This window comes from Peptoniphilus pacaensis, from assembly GCF_900088125.1.
Lineage (GTDB): Bacteria > Bacillota > Clostridia > Tissierellales > Peptoniphilaceae > Aedoeadaptatus > Aedoeadaptatus pacaensis.
The window spans coordinates 456,505-474,484 of sequence record NZ_FLQT01000003.1 but is presented as its reverse complement, the minus strand read 5'-3'; the positions used below and the strand labels follow the sequence as shown (position 1 = coordinate 474,484).

Genomic DNA, 17,980 nt, shown 5'->3' with positions numbered 1-17,980 from the left:
ATAATAACAAGACTTCCGAAAAGCAGAAGTCCAGAATTCCGAAAATCGGAAATCAAGAATTTCGATTATCGAAAATCTGAGAAATATCAAGGCGGATAGGATATAAAATTGAATAAACACAATATTTATGATATAATTAAAGCAATTAAGAGGTCAAAGAGGTGCTTGTATGAATAAGAAAAATAACATAGATAGAGTTCATGATGATGTTTTTAATAGTATAAAAACATTGATGGATAAGGCAAGGAATGAAGTCGCAAGAGAAGTCAATAATATTTTGGTGCAAACTTACTGGGAGATTGGACGTATCATCGTAGAAGATGAGCAAGGTCATTCAGAAAGAGCGGAGTATGGCAAAGAGCTTATAAATGACTTATCAAGACAACTTACAAAGGAATATGGTAAGGGATTTTCTAAGTCTAATTTATTTAATATGAGAAACCTATATTTATCATATCCAATTTTCCAGACACTGTCTGGAAAATTGACCTGGTCCCATTATTGTGAACTATTATCCATCAGCGATGAGAAAAAGCGAAGCTTCTATGAAAAAGAAAGTATAAATGCAAATTGGTCAGTGAGAGAACTTAAAAGACAGATTAAAACATCACTCTTTGAAAGATTGCTCTTATCATCAGGAGAAGAGAACAAAGAAAAAGTTCTGGACCTAGCCTTAAAGGGCAATGAAATAAATAAAGCATCTGATCTTGTAAAAGACCCTTATGTGTTTGAATTTTTAGGTTTACCGGAAGAAAAACCAATGATGGAAAGTGATTTAGAAAAAGCACTCATAGATCATATTGAAAAATTCTTGCTTGAACTTGGCAAGGGTTTTATGTATGTAGGCAGCCAACAAAGGGTAACCCTCGGCAACACCCACTATTATGTGGATATGGTATTTTACAATAAAATATTAAGGTCTTATGTCTTAATCGAACTGAAAACAAGTAAGCTAATGCCAGAAGCAGTTGGGCAAATAAATATGTATCTCAATTATTATAAGGCAGAAGTCAATGATGAGATGGACAATGAGCCAATAGGAATAATCTTATGTACTGATAAAGACGGAGTCCAAGCAGAATATGCCTTAGGAAATTTATCAAATAAAATATTCGCATCAAAATACACCTTATATATCCCAGACAGGGAAGAGCTTGAAGAACAAGTAGAAAAAGTTATTAAAAAATATAAGGAAAAATAAAATATAAATTATAAGGAGAAGTAGAGAAAAAATCTACTTCTTTTTTTATTGCAAGGAGGATTAGAATGGCAATAAACAAGAGATATTATTGGATAAAATTAAAAGAAGAATTTTTCACAGATAAAAGGATAGAAAGAATAAGGAGAATATCGGGAGGAGATACCTATACGATAATCTACTTAAAACTTCTACTACTAAGCCTAAAAGATGAGGGCAAACTCTATTATGACGGAGTAGAAAGTGATTTTACAAAAGAGTTAGCACTAACCATAGATGAAACAGACGATGATGTAATGGTTACAATTAATTATTTAATCAATCAAGGCTTACTAGAAGTTGTAACAGAAAACGATGAATATTATTTAACTGAAATACCAAACTTAATCGGATCAGAAACAGAATAAAATAAAAACATATACAAGCAGGCAACTTAAAGTAGCAGTTTCGGTCAATTCTGAAATGCTAAAGTTTTACTATAGTTTAGGAGAAGAAATTATTAGCTTAAAGGCAGAAAGCAGATGAGGTAGTGGATTCTATAAAAAATTAAGTTCGGATTTAAAAAAATGAAATTCCCAGTGTCAAAGGATTTTCTGTTACTAATTTAAAATATATGAAAAAATTTTATGAAATTTATTCGCCATTAAATCGTCCACAGCTTGTGGACGATTTATGAATATCTAAAGTCGGCGAATATTTTAATATGATTTTTAGTATCTCAGTAGTTGGAAATTCAGAAGAATTTATTGATATGTTATTCTACAACATTAAGCTACATTGCTATGTAGTTGTGGAGGTTAAAATTTCCGCATTTAAACCTGCGGATATAGGACAACTTGGAACCTATGTAACATCTGTAAACCATATATTAAAGGGAGAAGGGGATAATCAAACAATAGGTCTTTTAATCTGTAAGACAAAGGATAATGTATTGGCAAAATATGCTTCTGAAAGCTCCAGAGAGCTTATTGGAATTTCAGAATATCAACTACAAAACTTAATTCCTGAAAGTTTAAAGGGAGCATTACCAACCATAGAAGAAATTGAAAACGAACTAAAATAAATTTTAAAAACATAATAAATGTACACAAGGCGGTAGAAGTAAAAACTATCGTCTTTTTTTATTTGAAGAAAGGTAGGAGAGCATGGCAGATAAAAGAATGTTTTCACTAAAGATAGTAGATAGCGACTTATTTTTGGATATGCCACTAAGTAGTCAATGCCTATATTTTCATTTATCAATGAGGGCAGATGATGATGGTTTTGTAAATAATCCTAAGAAAATCATCAAGATTATCGGAGCTAATGAAGATGACCTAAAAATACTTATTGCCAAAGGCTTTGTGATAGTATTTGATCAGGGAATTATCGTCATTACACATTGGAAGATAAATAACTATATTAGAAAAGACAGATATAAGCCAACAATGTATATAGAGCAGAAACAACAGCTTTATCAGACGGAAAATGGAGCATATATTTCAGAAGAAAAAGTTGGTTGTCATCTGGTTAACCAAAGGTTGTCAAGTGGTCAACCCAGTATAGATAAGGGTAGATTAGATAAGGTTAGTATAGATAAGGGGAGAGAAGAACAGTCCACCCCCATTTTTTATGGAGAATTCAAAAATGTAAGGTTAAGCAAAGAAGAATATAAAAATTTAAAAGAAAAATTAAACTCACACACAGAAATAATGATAAATAAACTATCAAGATACATGGAAAGCAGTGGTAAGACCTATCAAAACCATTATGCGACAATCTTAAAATGGTATGAAGAAGATAAAGACAAACTAAGACAAAAAGGTGGAAATAAAAAAATGAACTATGACGTAGGAGAATCTTTATAGATAAAAAGAGGTGGAAAGCCACTATTAAAGACTTTAAGTATGAAAAGGTATAAAAGTATGCCAGAGATAATAAAAATGTAAATATGACACTTAAAAGGCGATTAGAAAATTAAAAATCTAATCGCCTTTTTTTATTGCATGAAAGGATAAGTTATGACAAAAAGACAAACAAAATACATTGTAAAAAGAAATTATGATAATAGAAGAACAGATACAGAAGCTTTTCTAAGACTAATAAAAAAATCAAACAAATTAAGTAAGGACAATGAAATTGAGTATAACAAATATAATATTGATAGTAATGAAAAAGAGTGCTATAATAAAAATAGTTTTAGAGAAAGTTGTGTTATTTCTGAAAACTCAAACAAGGAGGAATAGGAAATGATACAAACAAATTCAAATCACTTTTCATTCAAAGCTGCAATTTATTGCAGACTATCTAAAGATGATGAGCAGAAAGGAGAGAGTGCCAGCATACAAAACCAAAAGGAACTTTTAGAAAACTATGTGAAATCAAAAGGTTGGAGTATTTACGATGTATATATAGATGATGGATATACTGGATTAAATACAAATAGACCATCATTTCAAAGACTAATTAGAGATATTGAAAATAAAAAAGTGGATATAGTCATCACTAAGGACTTATCAAGGCTTGGAAGAAACTATTTGCAGACTGGATACTATACAGAAAATTTCTTCCCAAAGAACAATGTCAGATATATAGCTTTAAATGATGGAGTAGATACCTTTCAAGAAAACAATGAAATAGTTCCTTTTAAAAATGTTTTAAACGAGTTTTATTCAAGAGATGTTTCCAAAAAGATGAAATCTGCCTATATGACAAGAGCAAGGCAAGGAAAATTTATTGGTTGTCTTGCTCCAATAGGATATAGGAAAGACGATGATGATCCACATAAATTAGTAATCGATGATGAAACTTCATGGATTGTTGAAAAAATTTTTGATCTTGCTTTTAGTGGTTATGGAGTACAAGCAATTAGAAGAAGACTTTTTGAAGAAAAAATACCTACACCTACCTGGTGGAATAGGAAAAAAGGACTTAGAAATAAAAAAACTAAGTTAGAAATGACCGTAGATGGTGGGGAGTATTGGTGGGACTGCACAACCCTAAAAGAAATTATTGAAAATCCAGTTTATATTGGTCATATTGCTAGTCAAAAAGTTAATTATAAATTCAAAGTAGGTTGGTTATCCGATAAACCTAAAGAGGAATGGATAATAGTAGAAAATACACACGAACCAATTATTTCTGAAGATATTTATAATATAGCAAATGAAAAATTAAAGAGCAGGAGAAGACCATTTAAAAATGGAGAAGAAAGTATATTTGCAGGCATTGTAAAATGCCCCGATTGTGGAAAATCTTTAAATCTTGGAAGAAACAAATCAAAGAAAAGAGAAAAGTTACTCACTTGTAACACTTATAGAAGATACGGAAAGTCATTATGTAGTCAACATAGAATTTATTACGATACTCTTTATGAGATAGTGCTTAAAGATATTAGAAAAAATGCAGAAATAGCATTAAAAGATGAAAAAGAAATTATAAAAGCACTTGAAAAATCACGAGAAATTGATAATGAAGAAGAACAAAAATTTATCATGGATAAGATTTACGAAGACCAAATAAGAGTAGAAGACTTAACTAAAAAGATTGAAAGATTATATGATGACTGGCTAGATAATAAGATAAGTGAAAGTAACTTCCAAAAAATTCTTGAAAAATCACAAAACGAACAAGACTATCTAAACCAAAGAATAGAAGATAATCAAAAATTGATTGTTAAAGAAGACCTTGAAGATATTAATGTCAAAAAATGGATTGAACTCATAAAAAAACATAGGGATATAAAGAAGCTGGACAAAGAAACCTTAAACGAACTCATCTCAAAAATCTATGTTCACGAAAAAGAAGTAGTGAATGGAGAAATCACCCAAACAATTGATATTTACTACAATTTCATAGGAAATACAGACACACTACAAGTATTTTACAATCTCTAATTAGGCATAAAGCAGTTAATGGCTGGTGGTGGCGTTGTTTTAGTTGGAACGAAACTAATTCCCCTATTATCGGGTTTATTTTAAGACAAAACAAGCTAATAATAGCCTTTTATCGAGGAGGTGCTTATGCAGTTAGCGGAGAAGTTCCTTAACGGTTTAAAGCAACCTATGATCGATAACTGTATGAAGGTCTTTGAAAATATGCAGAAGATGATGAACGACCAAATGACGAAAGCAGGCGATGTCGTATCACAAACTCCACAAGCATATAATTCAGACTTGTACAATTTAGCAAAAAACATTAATGAGACGGCGGTTATACCAATCGCCGTCTTAATTATTACCTTTATTGCGATCTATGAAATAATTCATCTAGTTATCGATAGGAACAATTTTAATGATTTTGAAACCTTTATATTTTTTAAATGGATTTTTAAAACATCGATATCAATTTATTTAGTTAGTCATGCTTTTGAATTTTCAATGGCAATATTTGATGTTATGCAGTCTGTCATACGCTCAGCCTCAGGAATTAGTATTCAACAATTCCAGGTAGGGCAAGAAGCTATGAAAGCAAGTATAGAAAAGATGAGCATAGTAGACCTAATGTTTTTTACCACGCAACTTAATGCTATGCAGATGATTGTCTGGGCATTAGGCATTGTTATTTGGGTCATTTGTGTAGGACGTATTATTGAGATGTACTTTATTATTTCTGTAGGTGCATTACCCTTTGCGACTCTAACATCGAGCCGATATGGACATATTGGAGACTCTTATATCAAATCAGCGGTCGCATTAGGCTTGCAAGGTTTATTTATTATCATCACTCTAGGAGCATGGTCGGTATTCGTGCAGTCTCTAACAGTAGCAAAAAATGGCAATCCATGGACATTTATGTTCTCGTTCCTAGCAGCGAGCTTACTTGCCGTGATTGTACTCTTTAGAACAAAATCGGCAGCAAGTTCGATTGTCTCTGCAGCGTAAAGAAAGGAGGAAGCAATGGCTTATGTAAATGTACCGAGAGACCTGTCAAAGTATGAAGCTAAAGTCGCATTTAACCTAACAAAAAGACAATTGATTTGTTTTTCGATAGGAGCGGCTTTTGCAATTCCCGCTTACTGGTTTACACGTCATTTTTTACCAAGTGACGTGCGTTCAATTTTAATGTTTATTATTGCAAGTCCTTTTTTTGTTGCCGGTATTTTTAAAAAAGACGGCATGACTCTAGAGAAATATCTCTACATTGTGTGCCGACAGAAATATTTTAGACCTGGCATACGACGCTATAAGACGCTGACTCAAAGTAAGCGAGAAGTTACGACAAAAACAAAAGGTAAAACAAAAAAGAAGAAAAAGAGGTGAGATCATCTTGAATCAAAATTTCCAAAAAAAGCAAGAACAGCGTCTAAAATCAAACATCGACGCAGCGAAGAAAAATAAAGAAGACTTTGGCAACACAAAAGCCAAAAAGTCGGAATCGAAGACTCCTCAGGTTTTACAAAACTTATTGCAATTACTCGTTAAGAAAGAGGACAACGAAGTCTACACGACGCAAGATAGCTTACCTTACGACAAGATCTTTCAAGACGGTATTATGAAGCTTGACGAAGGACGCTATAACAAATGTATTGAGTTTACTGACATTAACTACCGATTAGCAAAGCCTGAAGATCAAAGAAAGATTTTCGACGACTATTGTAAGTTTTTAAACTACTTCGACTCGACGATTGATTTCCAACTGACTTTTTTAAATTTAACAGGTTTTGCTGACAGGCTCATGCACAATATTCGCATACAAAAGCAGAATGACCCGTTCAATGATATTCGAATGGAATATAGTAGAATGCTTCGTAATCAATTGGCAAAAGGTAACAATGGTTTGATTAAACGAAAGTTTATTACTTTTACCATTAAAGCTAAAAATTTAAAGGAAGCTATTCCAAGACTCGAACGGATAGAAACAGATATACGAAATAACTTTAAAACACTTGGTGTGCAAGCAGAATGTTTAACGGGAAAGCAACGTGTTGAATTGCTCCATGACATTTTAAATCAAGGAAGCGACAGAGAACGGATGACCTTTGATTGGCATAATGTAAGAACTGGAAACATGACTACGAAGGATTATATATCTCCCTCATCGTTTAATTTCCAATATCAACGAATGTTTAAAATGGGGCAGATGTATGGTGCGAGTAGCTTTTTAAGGATTGACGCTCCTGAACTTTCAGATAAAATGCTTGCTGAAATTTTAGACATCGAAGACGATTTGCTTGTAAATATTCATATTCGCTCTATGGATCAACAGGAAGCGATCAAGGAAGTTAAGCGGACAATTACCGACTTAGATAGAACGAAGATCGAGGAACAAAAGAAAGCCGTTCGCTCAGGTTACGATATGGATATTATTCCATCAGACCTTGCGAGCTTTTCAGAAGAAGCTAAAAATCTTTTGGAAGAACTCCAAGGGCGGAACGAACGCCATTTCATCGTAAGCTTTCAAATTACGACCTTTGCTAAAAATAGGAAGAAGCTTGAAAATATCATTTTCCAATTAAACGGTATCGTACAAAAATACAACTGTAGTCTAAAGCGTATGGACTATCAACAGGAACAAGGACTTATGTCTGCGTTACCGATTGGTGTAAATCAAATAGACTTTGAAAGAAAGCTCACAACGTCTTGTGCAGCTATTTTTGTACCCTTTACGACCCAAGAGCTGTTTATGGGCGGAAAAGCTCTCTATTACGGTTTAAACGCTATATCCAACAATATGATTATGGTAGATAGAGGTACGCTAAAGAACCCTAATGGACTGATTCTAGGTACTCCTGGTGCCGGTAAATCTTTCTCGGCTAAACGTGAAATGACAAATGCTTTTTTCATTACAGATAATGACATTATTATTTGTGATCCTGAAGCAGAATATTCGCCATTGGTAAAAGCACTCGGCGGTGAAGTTGTTGAAATTTCGCCAAATTCAAAACATCATATCAATCCTTTGGACATTAACATTAACTACGCCGACGGCGACGACCCAATCATGTTTAAAGCATCGTTTATTCTATCGCTATTCGAGCTGATCACAGGTGGTACACAAGGTTTACAGCCGACGGAAATTACGATCATCGACCGTTGTACGAGAGCGATCTATCGGAAATATTTAGAAAATCCTATTCCTGAAAATATTCCGATTCTGGAAGACCTTTACAATGAATTAAAGAGACAAAAGGATATAGAAGCTGAGCGATTAGCGACCTCTCTTGAAATTTATGTAACAGGTTCGCTGCGAGTTTTCAACAATCGTACAAATGTAGATGCTAACAATCGAGTCATTTGCTACGACATTAAAAACTTGGGTAATGCACTGAAGAAGCTAGGTATGCTGATTATTCAAGACCAAGTTTGGAATCGAGTGTCCATTAATAGAGACAACTTTAAAAAGACCTGTTTTTACATTGACGAGTTCCACTTGCTGCTCAAAGAAAAGCAAACTGCGGAATATTCGGTGGAAATCTGGAAGCGGTTTAGAAAGTGGGGAGGAATCCCGACTGGTATCACACAAAACGTTAAGGACTTACTACTAAGTCAAGAAATCGAAAACATCATCGAAAACTCAGACTTTGTTTTAATGTTAAATCAAGCTTCTGGCGACCGTGAAATATTAGCTCATCGTCTCGGCATTTCACAAGATCAACTTTCCTACATCACCAATTCAGGTGAAGGAGAGGGCTTATTATACTTTGGTAATGTTATCGTGCCATTTATAGATAAGTTCCCGAAGGAAACGAAACTCTACAAACTCATGACAACGAAACCGGGAGAGAAAATGTATTAGATAGGAAGGTGAAGTTTTGAAAAGAAACAATTATAAAAATAAGCCTAGCCAACAGCCTATCGATTCTTCTAAGGTACAAAAGAGTAAGGAGAATTATAGCCAATCTCTGAACAGAACTAGAGACGATTACAATGCCAAGCACGAATCTTTTCATGCTTCATCTTTCAAAGACTATCGAGCCTTTACCAATCAGCAAGAAAATATAAAGAAGCAAGAAAGCGTTAAGCAAGACTTTAGAAAGACTGATAAAGCTATAAATGCTCAACTCACGGCTTCCTATGAACAGCAAAAGAGGTTAAATTATAGAAAAAACCTCATGAGAAAAGAGCGTAGAGAGCGTGAAAGAGAGGAATATGCTAAAGAGCTAGAACAAAGAAGGCGAGACGAAGAACGGCGATTAGAAGAAAACAGAAAAATTGACGAACGCCGAATTGAAGAAGAACGACGTCGTCAAGATTATCTTCAAGAACTGGAAAATCAAAAGTTTATTCCGACTCAATCGCCTCTTTCTGCTGCTATTCAGCGTGAACTCGTAGATAAGCCCGCTAATCGTGTAGTCGATTTAACGGAAAGAAAAGAGAAATACGAGAAGCTGAATAAAAGAAAAACCTCTAACGAGAATTTTTCATCAAAAGAGAAAGAGCCTTCTACCGGTAGTCAGCCTAAGTCTTACGCCGATCAAAATTTTTATGATGCTGATCGATCTTCTGTACGGCAACATCGTGATAGCGTTAAAGATCCAAAAAAAGAAAAGCTTAGAAAAAAACAGGCGAACACTGTTTATCAAAGATATCAGACAGATGTGGCTGACAATAAAGTGGAGGCGGAAAGACAAAATTCTTCGGCTCAAACTCAAAAGTTTAAAAGGACAGATGAAATGGATCTCGACGGTGACGGCATTATTGATCGATATGATGCCGACTTCAGAGATTCGAATGTTCAACATTATGGCGATTTAGACGAGCGAGAAGACGCAAGAGCGGATTCGGAAAAAGAATATACAAACAAGGATATTAAAGAATCCCTTCTCTTTAACTCTGAACCCGCAAACTCAAATAGTGCTGCGAAAAAGAAGAAGCTAATTAAAAAAGCCTATTCTTCGAAATATCGTAATGAGCAAGAGAAAGAATCTGATTTAAAAAAAGAAAAACGATTCTCGGACAAAATGCTCTTTGATGACGAAGAAAAGGTCAATGCTGAACATTTAAAACTCGATCAAAAACTCGAAAGTGTTTCCGATCGAATTGCAAGATTAAACAAAGATAAAAACGCCGGTGCTGACACCGTAGCACGAAGCGTCGGTATGTCTGCAATGGCATTAAAAGCTGCTAAAAAAAGAAAGCAGTATGCGTCACGATTAAAAAATGATGAATCATCAATGATTCATAAAGTTAAAGAACACAAGTTTAACATTGAAGATGAAGCAACTAGACGGGTAGATCAGCTAAATGCAGATCAGAATCTTGCAGTTGAAACTGGCAACAAGGCAGCTAAAACTGCCGCTAAAACGAGAAAAGCTACCCAAAAGATTAACAAGGCATATCAAAAAGCTAGGAATAAGAAGAAAGCAAGAGAAGCCTACTTAGAATCAAAAGGGGCTTCGTCAAATGCTCAAACATTAAGAGAAAGAATAAGCAATGCGATGAAAAATCCCGGTCAAGCGATTAAAAGGGTCGGGGAAAAAGAAGGTGCTAAATATTTAGCACTGGCACTCATCATCGTGCTGCTTATTTTTGTGCTTTTTTCTTGTGTATCTTCATCTTTAGTAGGTATTACCTATTTAGGTAATACGTCTTATCTTGCAGATTTTATCGATGTTACAGAAGCAGACAAATACTATATGAAAAAAGAAGCAAAGCTACAATGGGAGCTTCAAAATATCGAGAAAGTTTATCCTGGTTTTGATGAGTATCACGTTGAAGATGACGCTATAGGTCACGATCCGCATTTGCTTATTGCATATTTAACGGTAAAATTCGAGGACTTCAAATTGAAAGATGTTACCGGAGAATTAGAGAGTATATTCAAGGAACAGTATCAATACAAAGTTGTTAAACGCACGGAAGTACGCTACCGACGGAATGGAAGCCCGTACCTATATAAGATTTTAGAAGCGACACTTTATACTAATGACTTAGAAACGGTGCTTCGCTCTCGATTAGGTGGAGGAGATTATTCAGGGGCAACTGGCGAAATGGGAGATTATGGCAATGGTCAATTTGCACAGCCTTTAAAGCATATAAGAGTTACCTCGCCTTTTGGACCTCGAAAGAGACCTGTACCTGGAGCTAGCACATATCATAGAGGCGTGGATTTTCATGCGACTGTTGGTACGCCTGTCTATGCCTCGGAATCCGGTCGAGTTGTTACTAATAAATATAACAGCGCCAGAGGGTGGTATATTGTAATTGATCATGGCGGGGGACTGCGTACCTTATACCAACACTTAAATGGTCGAGCGCCCAAGCCGGTAGGATCAAGTGTACAACGTGGAGAAGTTATTGCTCGTTCTGGAAATAGTGGGATAGGTTCGGCTGCTCATCTCCATTACGAAGTCCATGTCAATGGCAAACCTGTCAATCCGCTACCTTTTATTCAAGGCAATGGAAGGCGCAAGCCAAAGCCCAAACCAAATCCACCGACACCGCCACCTTCTACTCCGGAGATTTCTGGAAGTTCAGGAGACTCAGACAAAGTAACAGACCTTGAAAAATTCGATATTTATATGGAATCTAAAGGTAACTTCATGCTCTTCGAATCTCCAATAGAAAGTGATTGGAAGGGCAAGATATCAAGAATGTTCGGTTGGAACGTTATAAACAATAAGGTTACTCTTTATAACTGGTTGGATATTAATGCCGGCGGTGAAAAGGTAGTAGCTGTAAATGACGGTGTAGTATCTTCGAGCAGCGGTGGTCTAACTTTAACTGATGACACAGGTTGGAAGATTAAGTATCGAGGAGTTAGTCCGACCAAAACCGGTAAGGTTAAAATCGGAGATCAAATCGGTACTGCGTCAGGTAAGCTATCTATTCAAATTATTAATGACCAAAATCAAATACTAAATCCGTATTTTCATTTATGGTCAGAAGGCGGACGAGTCCAGTACAAGATGTACAATCCACGTCCAAGCATAGGCAGTATAGATTTCTCTTCCGGAGGTTGGGGTCAAGGTGGCGCAATGCCAAGCGAAGCCAAACCTTTAGGCGATTATTTTATTGCAACTGCCTACACGCCTGATCCTAGAGAAAATGGCGGTTACAATGGAACTGCCATGGGGACAAAACTTGTACGAGGCGTGGTAGCTGTTGACCCGAAAGTGATTCCGCTAGGAACCGTTTTATGGGTAGAAGGCTACGGTGTTTGTCGTGCAGAAGATACAGGTGGAGCCATTAAAGGTAAACGCCTTGACTTGCTGTTTGAAACTAAAAAAGAAGCCTACAATTGGGGACGACGCAAAGTGCGTGTAGCGATACTTCCAAAAGGTTATAAGCCGGGAGGAAATGTTAGTGAACGGCGAACATCACTATTAAAAGAAGCACAACGCTATAGTGGCGTTCCTTATGTTTGGGGCGGTACAAGTCCACGAGGCTTTGACTGTAGTGGCTTTGTACATTACGTCTATAAGCAAAAAGGTATTAATATTCCGAGAGAAACCGTATCTTTGTACAACGGTGCGAGAAAGGTTTCGGGAGATCAGGCAAAGCCTGGCGATATAGTGTTCTTCCACAGAACGTACAATACGAGTAAGCCGATATCACACGTCGGAATCTACATTGGAAATGGAAAAATGATACACGCCAGTTCCAGTAGAGGTGTCATTATAGCGAACATTAATACGAGTTACTGGAGAAGTAAACTTGTTGGATTCGGAAGTTATTTACCGTAAAGGAGAAAAAATGGATAAACTAATATTTTGGGTCACTATGGCCACTATGGTTATTAACGCCATTCTTACGATGGTTTTGATTTGTTCAAGCAATAGACCAATCATTTTCTTCGCTTTTCTTTTATCGATAGTCGTTAGTATGTCGTCGGTTACACTGCACATAATATTTGAAAACAGATAGGAGAAAAAATGACGATAGAAAAAGTTGTAAAAAAGAAAACAAAGATTCAAAAACTCGAATCGAAAATCGCAGATATGCAGAAAGAGTTAGATGTTCTAAACGAAGATTACTATGCTGATCTTGGTAAAGAAGTAGAAGAAATATTTGTTGAAAAGGAACTAGATCTTAAAGATTTAGTTCCTTTATTAAATATGATGGAATCTTCCGAGGAAGTTCCTGACAAAGAAGAAGGAGGAGAAGATGAAATCGCACATTAAAAAAGGGCTTATCCTTTGTTTAGGTATGTTACTAATTGCACAGCCTATTTATGCGAGCAATCAGGAGATAGCCAACAAATTAAAGTTATACAACAATCCGTCACAGAATCGATATATAGAAAGTAAGTTAAAGCCAGAGTCTAAAAAACAGCCGTCTCAGCCGAAAAAAACACAGGCAGCAAAACCGGCAGTAAGACGAAATCCAATTCCTAAAAAAGCAGTTACACCAACGTCACCGGCACAAAAGTCAACGGTACAAACTGCTCCGTCTGCTCCAAAAGCTGTAGTTGAGCCTAAACAAAAAACGGAATCGGAAACAGTGCCTGAAAAAGCTACTACGCCGACAATGGCAAAGCCGGAAGAAAAGAAGCCTGATGTACAGCAATTTATAAAATTCCGAGCTGAAAATGGGAAGCTATACTATCTCGTGACAACTAGAAATCCTGACACAGGAGAGATTATTGACTCGGAACTATTCAGTGAACTTTCCGAAGACCGCTTGAAGGTAATGAGTGGTGAAGATTTAGATCAACAGGAAAAAGAACGTGAAGAAGAAGAAAAACGTCGGCAAGAAGAACTTGAACGACAACGTCTTGAAGATCAAAAACAAAACAAAGAAGAAGTGCCTGAGAAAAAAGGAAATGGTGGAACAATCTTCTTGATGATTTTAGTCGTTGTCGGTGTTATCGTCGCAAAACGATTTAAAGATCAAAAGAAAACACATGAAGAGTTTGACGACGATGAACTTGACGATGATGATGACGATGAATTTTACGAGGACTACGAGGCAGATTATGACGAAAATGGTGATACAGAGTTATATGAAATCGATCAGAGCCTCTTTGATGAAGATGATGAAGACGAAAGAGAGGATCAAGATGAAGAATAAGCTAAAAATAGTGGCAATGGCTTTGTGTTTTTTAAGCATTTCTTCACAAGCCTTTGCTACAGGAAAATCAAATATAAATGAATATGGGACTGACGTAAAAGAAGAAACAATCGTTAGCTCAGATACGCCTCAGTATCAAGATAGTCAGGAACAGAATAAAAAGATTGTACCTTTTGATCCTTCGAAGAAAAATGATATTCATGAGTCGAGAGGTCGAATCATCATGAATGTCGATCAGAAAGGGAACGACTTTAACTCCAGAGGTAATAAGTTTGATTTAATTCCCTTTACGACGGCGAATGGTACGACTTTAAAGCTATTAGTAAATTACGACGAATACAGTGAAGATGTAGTATTACTGGGTACGACAGACGAACAAGAACTCGCAAGTATGACCAAGAACTTGACGGAAGAAACTCGTGAGAGAGAAAAAGAAAGAGAAGAGTTCCAGCAAGAAAGTAGGAAGCTTCGAGAAGAAAATAGAGAAAAGCTCCAGGAAGAAAAGAGGCTTGAAAAAGAGAAGAAAAAACAAATTCAGCGAATGCTAATGTTACCCATTATTCTAGGCGGAGTTGCAGTAGCTTTAGTCTTAAAGTATTTAAAGAAAAAGAAAGAAGCAAATGAAGAAGGCTTAGAAGATGAAGGCGATGTACTTGCGGAGGACATGGAAGACGAGTTTATAGAAGCAGAAGACGAATTTGACGATGACGACGAAGAATAAGGAGGGAGCTTGTGAAATTAATTGTTGCAGAAAAACCCTCTGTCGCAAAAACAATTGCAAAAGTGATTGGCAATAGTCATAGCCGTAATGGCTATTTTGAGTGTGGAAACTATATTGTTACTTGGTGTGTCGGGCATTTAGTGTCATTGGCAGTACCGGAAGATTATACCGATTCATGGGCAAACTGGGATTTGCAAGTTTTGCCCATGATCCCGGTTCAATGGAAATTCAATGTAGTGCAATCTACACAGAATCAGTTTAAAGTAGTAAAAGCACTCATGAATCAAAAAGAAGTAAGTGAAATCATCTGTGCAGCAGATGCCGGTCGAGAAGGCGAGCTTATTTTCAGACTTGTTTATGCTAAGACAAACTGCTCTAAGCCCATAAAAAGGCTATGGGTATCTTCACTTGAAGATAAAGCGATAAGAGAGGGTTTAGATAAGTTAAGAGATGGAAGTGAGTTCGACTCGCTTTATCAATCGGCACTGGCAAGAGCAAAAGCCGATTGGTTGGTAGGAATGAATTATACACGCCTATACACTGTAGGTTATTCTGAAAAACTAACAATTGGTAGAGTACAAACACCTACGGTCGCCATGGTAGTTGAACGAGATAATGCTATTAAAAACTTTGTGAAATCCAAATACTATGAACTAGAAGTACAGGCGATCAAGGACAATCAAAAGATCCTCTTTAGATCTATTAATCAATGGGAAAAGAAAGAAGATGTTCCCGGTGATCTGGGAAGACATATTATAATTACTAGCTATGTTGAAGATCAAAAGAAAACTTCCGCTCCTCGTCTTTACGATTTAACGAGTTTACAAAAAACAGCCAATCAAGTGTATGGTTTCACAGCCCAGCAGACTTTAGATTATGCACAGAGTCTATACGAAAAGAAGCTTATAACCTATCCAAGAACGGATTCACGTTATCTCACTGAAGGTATGAAAAGTACAACGGAAGAACTAATTCATCATTGTCCGTTATACGAAATGAACGACAAAAAGAGCAATCACGATCGATTGTTTGATGATAGTAAAGTTTCTGATCACCATGCACTGTTGCCGACACTAGAATCTTTAGATGAAGATCTTCATAATGTGCCAAGTTCAGAAATTAAAATTTATGAACTCATTTACTATAGGCTATTAGAATCGGTTTCGGGAGATCACATCATCAGGCAACAAAAAGCAGAGGCTATCTTTAAAGAGCGTCCTGAAGTTAAACTTCAAGCAGTTGGCAAAATTATTGAAGAAGAAGGCTTTAAGTCGGTCGAGAAGTTATACAGAGAAATCAGCCTTGAGAACATTCCAATTTTCAGAATTGAAGAAAATGAGCTTCTGTCAATTGAAAATATCTCTATCGTTGAAAAAACGAAAAGTCCGCCAAAACCCTATAATGAGTCAACACTTTTAGGAGCTATGGAAACGGCGGGAACTGAAGATCTAGATACGAGTTTAGAGATAGAGCGAAAAGGCTTAGGTACTGCTGCTACAAGGGCTTCTATTATTGAAAAGTTGATCCAGTCCGAATATCTAGTGAGAGATAAAAAGAATCTCAGGTCTACAGAGAAGGCACAAAGACTCATCACCGTAGTTGATAGTCGAATTAAAGATCCTAAGACAACAGCTCAGTGGGAAAATTTACTATCTTTAATTTCCACCGGCGACTATCAAGCTGAGAATTTTTTAAAGAAGATTATTAAGGAAATTACAGAGCATTGTTCAGATTTTGAACCTGATTCAAGTTTAATTCGCAGCAATCAAATTGGATCTTGTCCTATTTGTGGTAATGCAATAATTAAGACGAAGAAGGTTTATTTTTGTACGAATAAGGAATGTAATTTTCATATTTTCACGGAAATGTGTAGAAAATCCATTAATGAATCAGAAGTTGCAGAACTTCTGGAAAATGGAGAGACAAAACTTATAAAAGGCTTTGTTTCCAAGAAAGGCAATAAGTTTAATGCAAAATTAAAATTGAATTCAGATCATGAAGTGATTTTTGATTTTGAAAACAAGAAATAGTTTAGGAGAGAGAACAATGACTCAAAATAAAGACAAAAAAAGAATTGTACAAGAAGGATATATTGCAGAAGATATCAAGATTGAAGCTGCAATATCTAAAGAAGGTAAGCCCTTTTCCGTTGCCAATTTTTCAATCGTATTTGAAAATGAGGGTGGAGAAAGAGAATACCGCCCTGTAAGTGCCTATAAACATAATATAGATAAAGTCATGGATCTCAAAAAAGGAGATCTAATACGAGTGTATGGAACAGAGCAAGAATACTCTAAAAAGTCCGGAGAGAAGGCTGTCTCAATCAATTTAAATGATTGTGATCTTCTTGAAGGTGTAAAGAGGCAAGACATTGTTTCTTTAAGAGGTAATCTGACACAAGATGTAAGCCTTACCGATATAACGACTCGTGAAGGTGAAAAAATTCAAGTAGCTAACTTCTTTATTGTTTATAAAGATGAAAATGGAGAAAAAGCCTCTCGATCGATCAGTGCTTATGGAAAGAATGCGTTAAAGGTCGCCGACTTGAAACAAGGAGATTTTGTCCATGTTCAAGGTGCGGAAAAGCACTATAAAAATAAAGAAGGAAAAGATCGGACGTCCGTTCATCTTTATAGTTTTAAGATGCTAAAAGCTAAAGAAGATAGACAAAAAAATAAGGAAGTCGATCGGGAAGATAAGAAAATGAAAAATCAAGATGAAAGAGAAATCTAGGAGGATATTATGAATCATTGCATGTTTTCAGGAAAAGTAGTTTCAAAGGAAGCTGTTGAACAATTTACGGGCAAAGATGGCAGAACCTTTGATTCGATGAATTTTCAATTAGAAGTAGAAAATCAGAAAGAAAAAATGTTAGTACCCTGTCGCTATATTTCGTCTGCTGATACAGACAATAATTTAATGACGACGCTAGGAAATCTCGAAGACGGTCAAGACGTTATTCTCATGGGCAAGCTCAATATTCGTTCTATTAATTTTGGATTGACCACTATAACTGAGTCGTCTATTTATGTTCGATCGATTGAGATTCTGAAAAGCAAATACAACATTGTAGATGAAGACGACAATTATATGATCATAGATAAAATGGAAACACCGTTTTAGAATTCA

The 17,980-nt window shown here is 35.9% G+C and carries 16 protein-coding genes and 1 pseudogene; all 17 read left to right on the top strand.

The genetic code is table 11. The features are described from left to right. Nucleotides 1–169 precede the first annotated feature (169 nt). The 17 genes and pseudogenes from BN7444_RS02305 to BN7444_RS02230 all read left to right on the top strand — a co-directional run bounded on the left by BN7444_RS02305 (nt 170) and on the right by BN7444_RS02230 (nt 17,974). A complete protein-coding gene (locus BN7444_RS02305) occupies nt 170–1,201 on the top strand; it encodes a PDDEXK nuclease domain-containing protein (RefSeq protein ID WP_068455214.1) in 1,032 nt (343 codons plus the stop codon). Between the two features lie 65 nt (nt 1,202–1,266). Further along, nucleotides 1,267–1,599: pseudogene (locus tag BN7444_RS02300) on the top strand (phage replisome organizer N-terminal domain-containing protein); the annotation flags it as partial. Nucleotides 1,600–1,901: 302 nt separating this feature from the next. Next, a complete protein-coding gene (locus tag BN7444_RS09470) occupies nt 1,902–2,261 on the top strand; it encodes a PDDEXK nuclease domain-containing protein (protein WP_245654178.1) in 360 nt (119 codons plus the stop codon). An 82-nt stretch (nt 2,262–2,343) separates the two neighbouring features. After that, nucleotides 2,344–3,045 (top strand): replisome organizer, encoded by a 702-nt coding sequence (locus BN7444_RS02290; protein WP_068455208.1) that lies wholly within the window; start codon nt 2,344–2,346, stop codon nt 3,043–3,045. Between the two features lie 153 nt (nt 3,046–3,198). Then, on the top strand, nt 3,199–3,423 hold the full coding sequence (locus BN7444_RS02285; protein ID WP_068455205.1) for a hypothetical protein: 225 nt from the start codon (nt 3,199–3,201) through the stop codon (nt 3,421–3,423). Nucleotides 3,424–3,426: 3 nt separating this feature from the next. Continuing rightward, on the top strand, nt 3,427–5,073 hold the full coding sequence (locus tag BN7444_RS02280) for a recombinase family protein (protein WP_068455203.1): 1,647 nt from the start codon (nt 3,427–3,429) through the stop codon (nt 5,071–5,073). Between the two features lie 6 nt (nt 5,074–5,079). Further along, the gene (locus BN7444_RS09050) at nt 5,080–5,157 is read left to right on the top strand and encodes a Maff2 family mobile element protein (RefSeq protein ID WP_445323176.1); all 78 of its coding nucleotides are present in this window, start codon (nt 5,080–5,082) and stop codon (nt 5,155–5,157) included. Between the two features lie 42 nt (nt 5,158–5,199). After that, nucleotides 5,200–6,060, top strand: a complete 861-nt coding sequence (locus BN7444_RS02275; protein ID WP_068455200.1) for a VirB6/TrbL-like conjugal transfer protein, CD1112 family — start codon at nt 5,200–5,202, stop codon at nt 6,058–6,060. Nucleotides 6,061–6,075: 15 nt separating this feature from the next. Continuing rightward, complete coding sequence (locus tag BN7444_RS02270) at nt 6,076–6,438, top strand: PrgI family protein (protein WP_068455197.1); 363 nt, start codon at nt 6,076–6,078, stop codon at nt 6,436–6,438. Between the two features lie 7 nt (nt 6,439–6,445). Beyond that, a complete protein-coding gene (locus BN7444_RS02265) occupies nt 6,446–8,914 on the top strand; it encodes a VirB4-like conjugal transfer ATPase, CD1110 family (RefSeq protein ID WP_082941222.1) in 2,469 nt (822 codons plus the stop codon). Nucleotides 8,915–8,930: 16 nt separating this feature from the next. Continuing rightward, a complete protein-coding gene (locus tag BN7444_RS02260) occupies nt 8,931–12,803 on the top strand; it encodes a CD1108 family mobile element protein (RefSeq protein WP_068455192.1) in 3,873 nt (1,290 codons plus the stop codon). Nucleotides 12,804–12,992: 189 nt separating this feature from the next. After that, entirely contained in the window at nt 12,993–13,241 is a 249-nt protein-coding gene (locus BN7444_RS02255; protein ID WP_068455189.1) for a hypothetical protein, read from the top strand. Next, nucleotides 13,225–14,130, top strand: a complete 906-nt coding sequence (locus BN7444_RS09315) for a hypothetical protein (RefSeq protein ID WP_068455186.1) — start codon at nt 13,225–13,227, stop codon at nt 14,128–14,130. Before BN7444_RS02255 ends, BN7444_RS09315 begins: the two co-directional genes overlap by 17 nt. Further along, nucleotides 14,120–14,851 carry a DUF4366 domain-containing protein gene (locus BN7444_RS02245; protein WP_068455176.1) on the top strand — a complete coding sequence of 244 codons (732 nt, stop codon included), beginning with the start codon at nt 14,120–14,122 and terminating at the stop codon, nt 14,849–14,851. The genes BN7444_RS09315 and BN7444_RS02245 overlap by 11 nt, the downstream gene beginning before the upstream one ends. A gap of 11 nt (nt 14,852–14,862) precedes the next feature. Continuing rightward, nucleotides 14,863–16,881: a type IA DNA topoisomerase gene (locus BN7444_RS02240; protein WP_068455173.1), complete on the top strand. Its 2,019-nt coding sequence runs from the start codon at nt 14,863–14,865 to the stop codon at nt 16,879–16,881. A 16-nt stretch (nt 16,882–16,897) separates the two neighbouring features. Then, nucleotides 16,898–17,584 (top strand): single-stranded DNA-binding protein, encoded by a 687-nt coding sequence (locus BN7444_RS02235; RefSeq protein ID WP_068455170.1) that lies wholly within the window; start codon nt 16,898–16,900, stop codon nt 17,582–17,584. A gap of 9 nt (nt 17,585–17,593) precedes the next feature. After that, nucleotides 17,594–17,974, top strand: a complete 381-nt coding sequence (locus BN7444_RS02230; RefSeq protein WP_068455166.1) for a hypothetical protein — start codon at nt 17,594–17,596, stop codon at nt 17,972–17,974. Nucleotides 17,975–17,980: the final 6 nt, after the last annotated feature.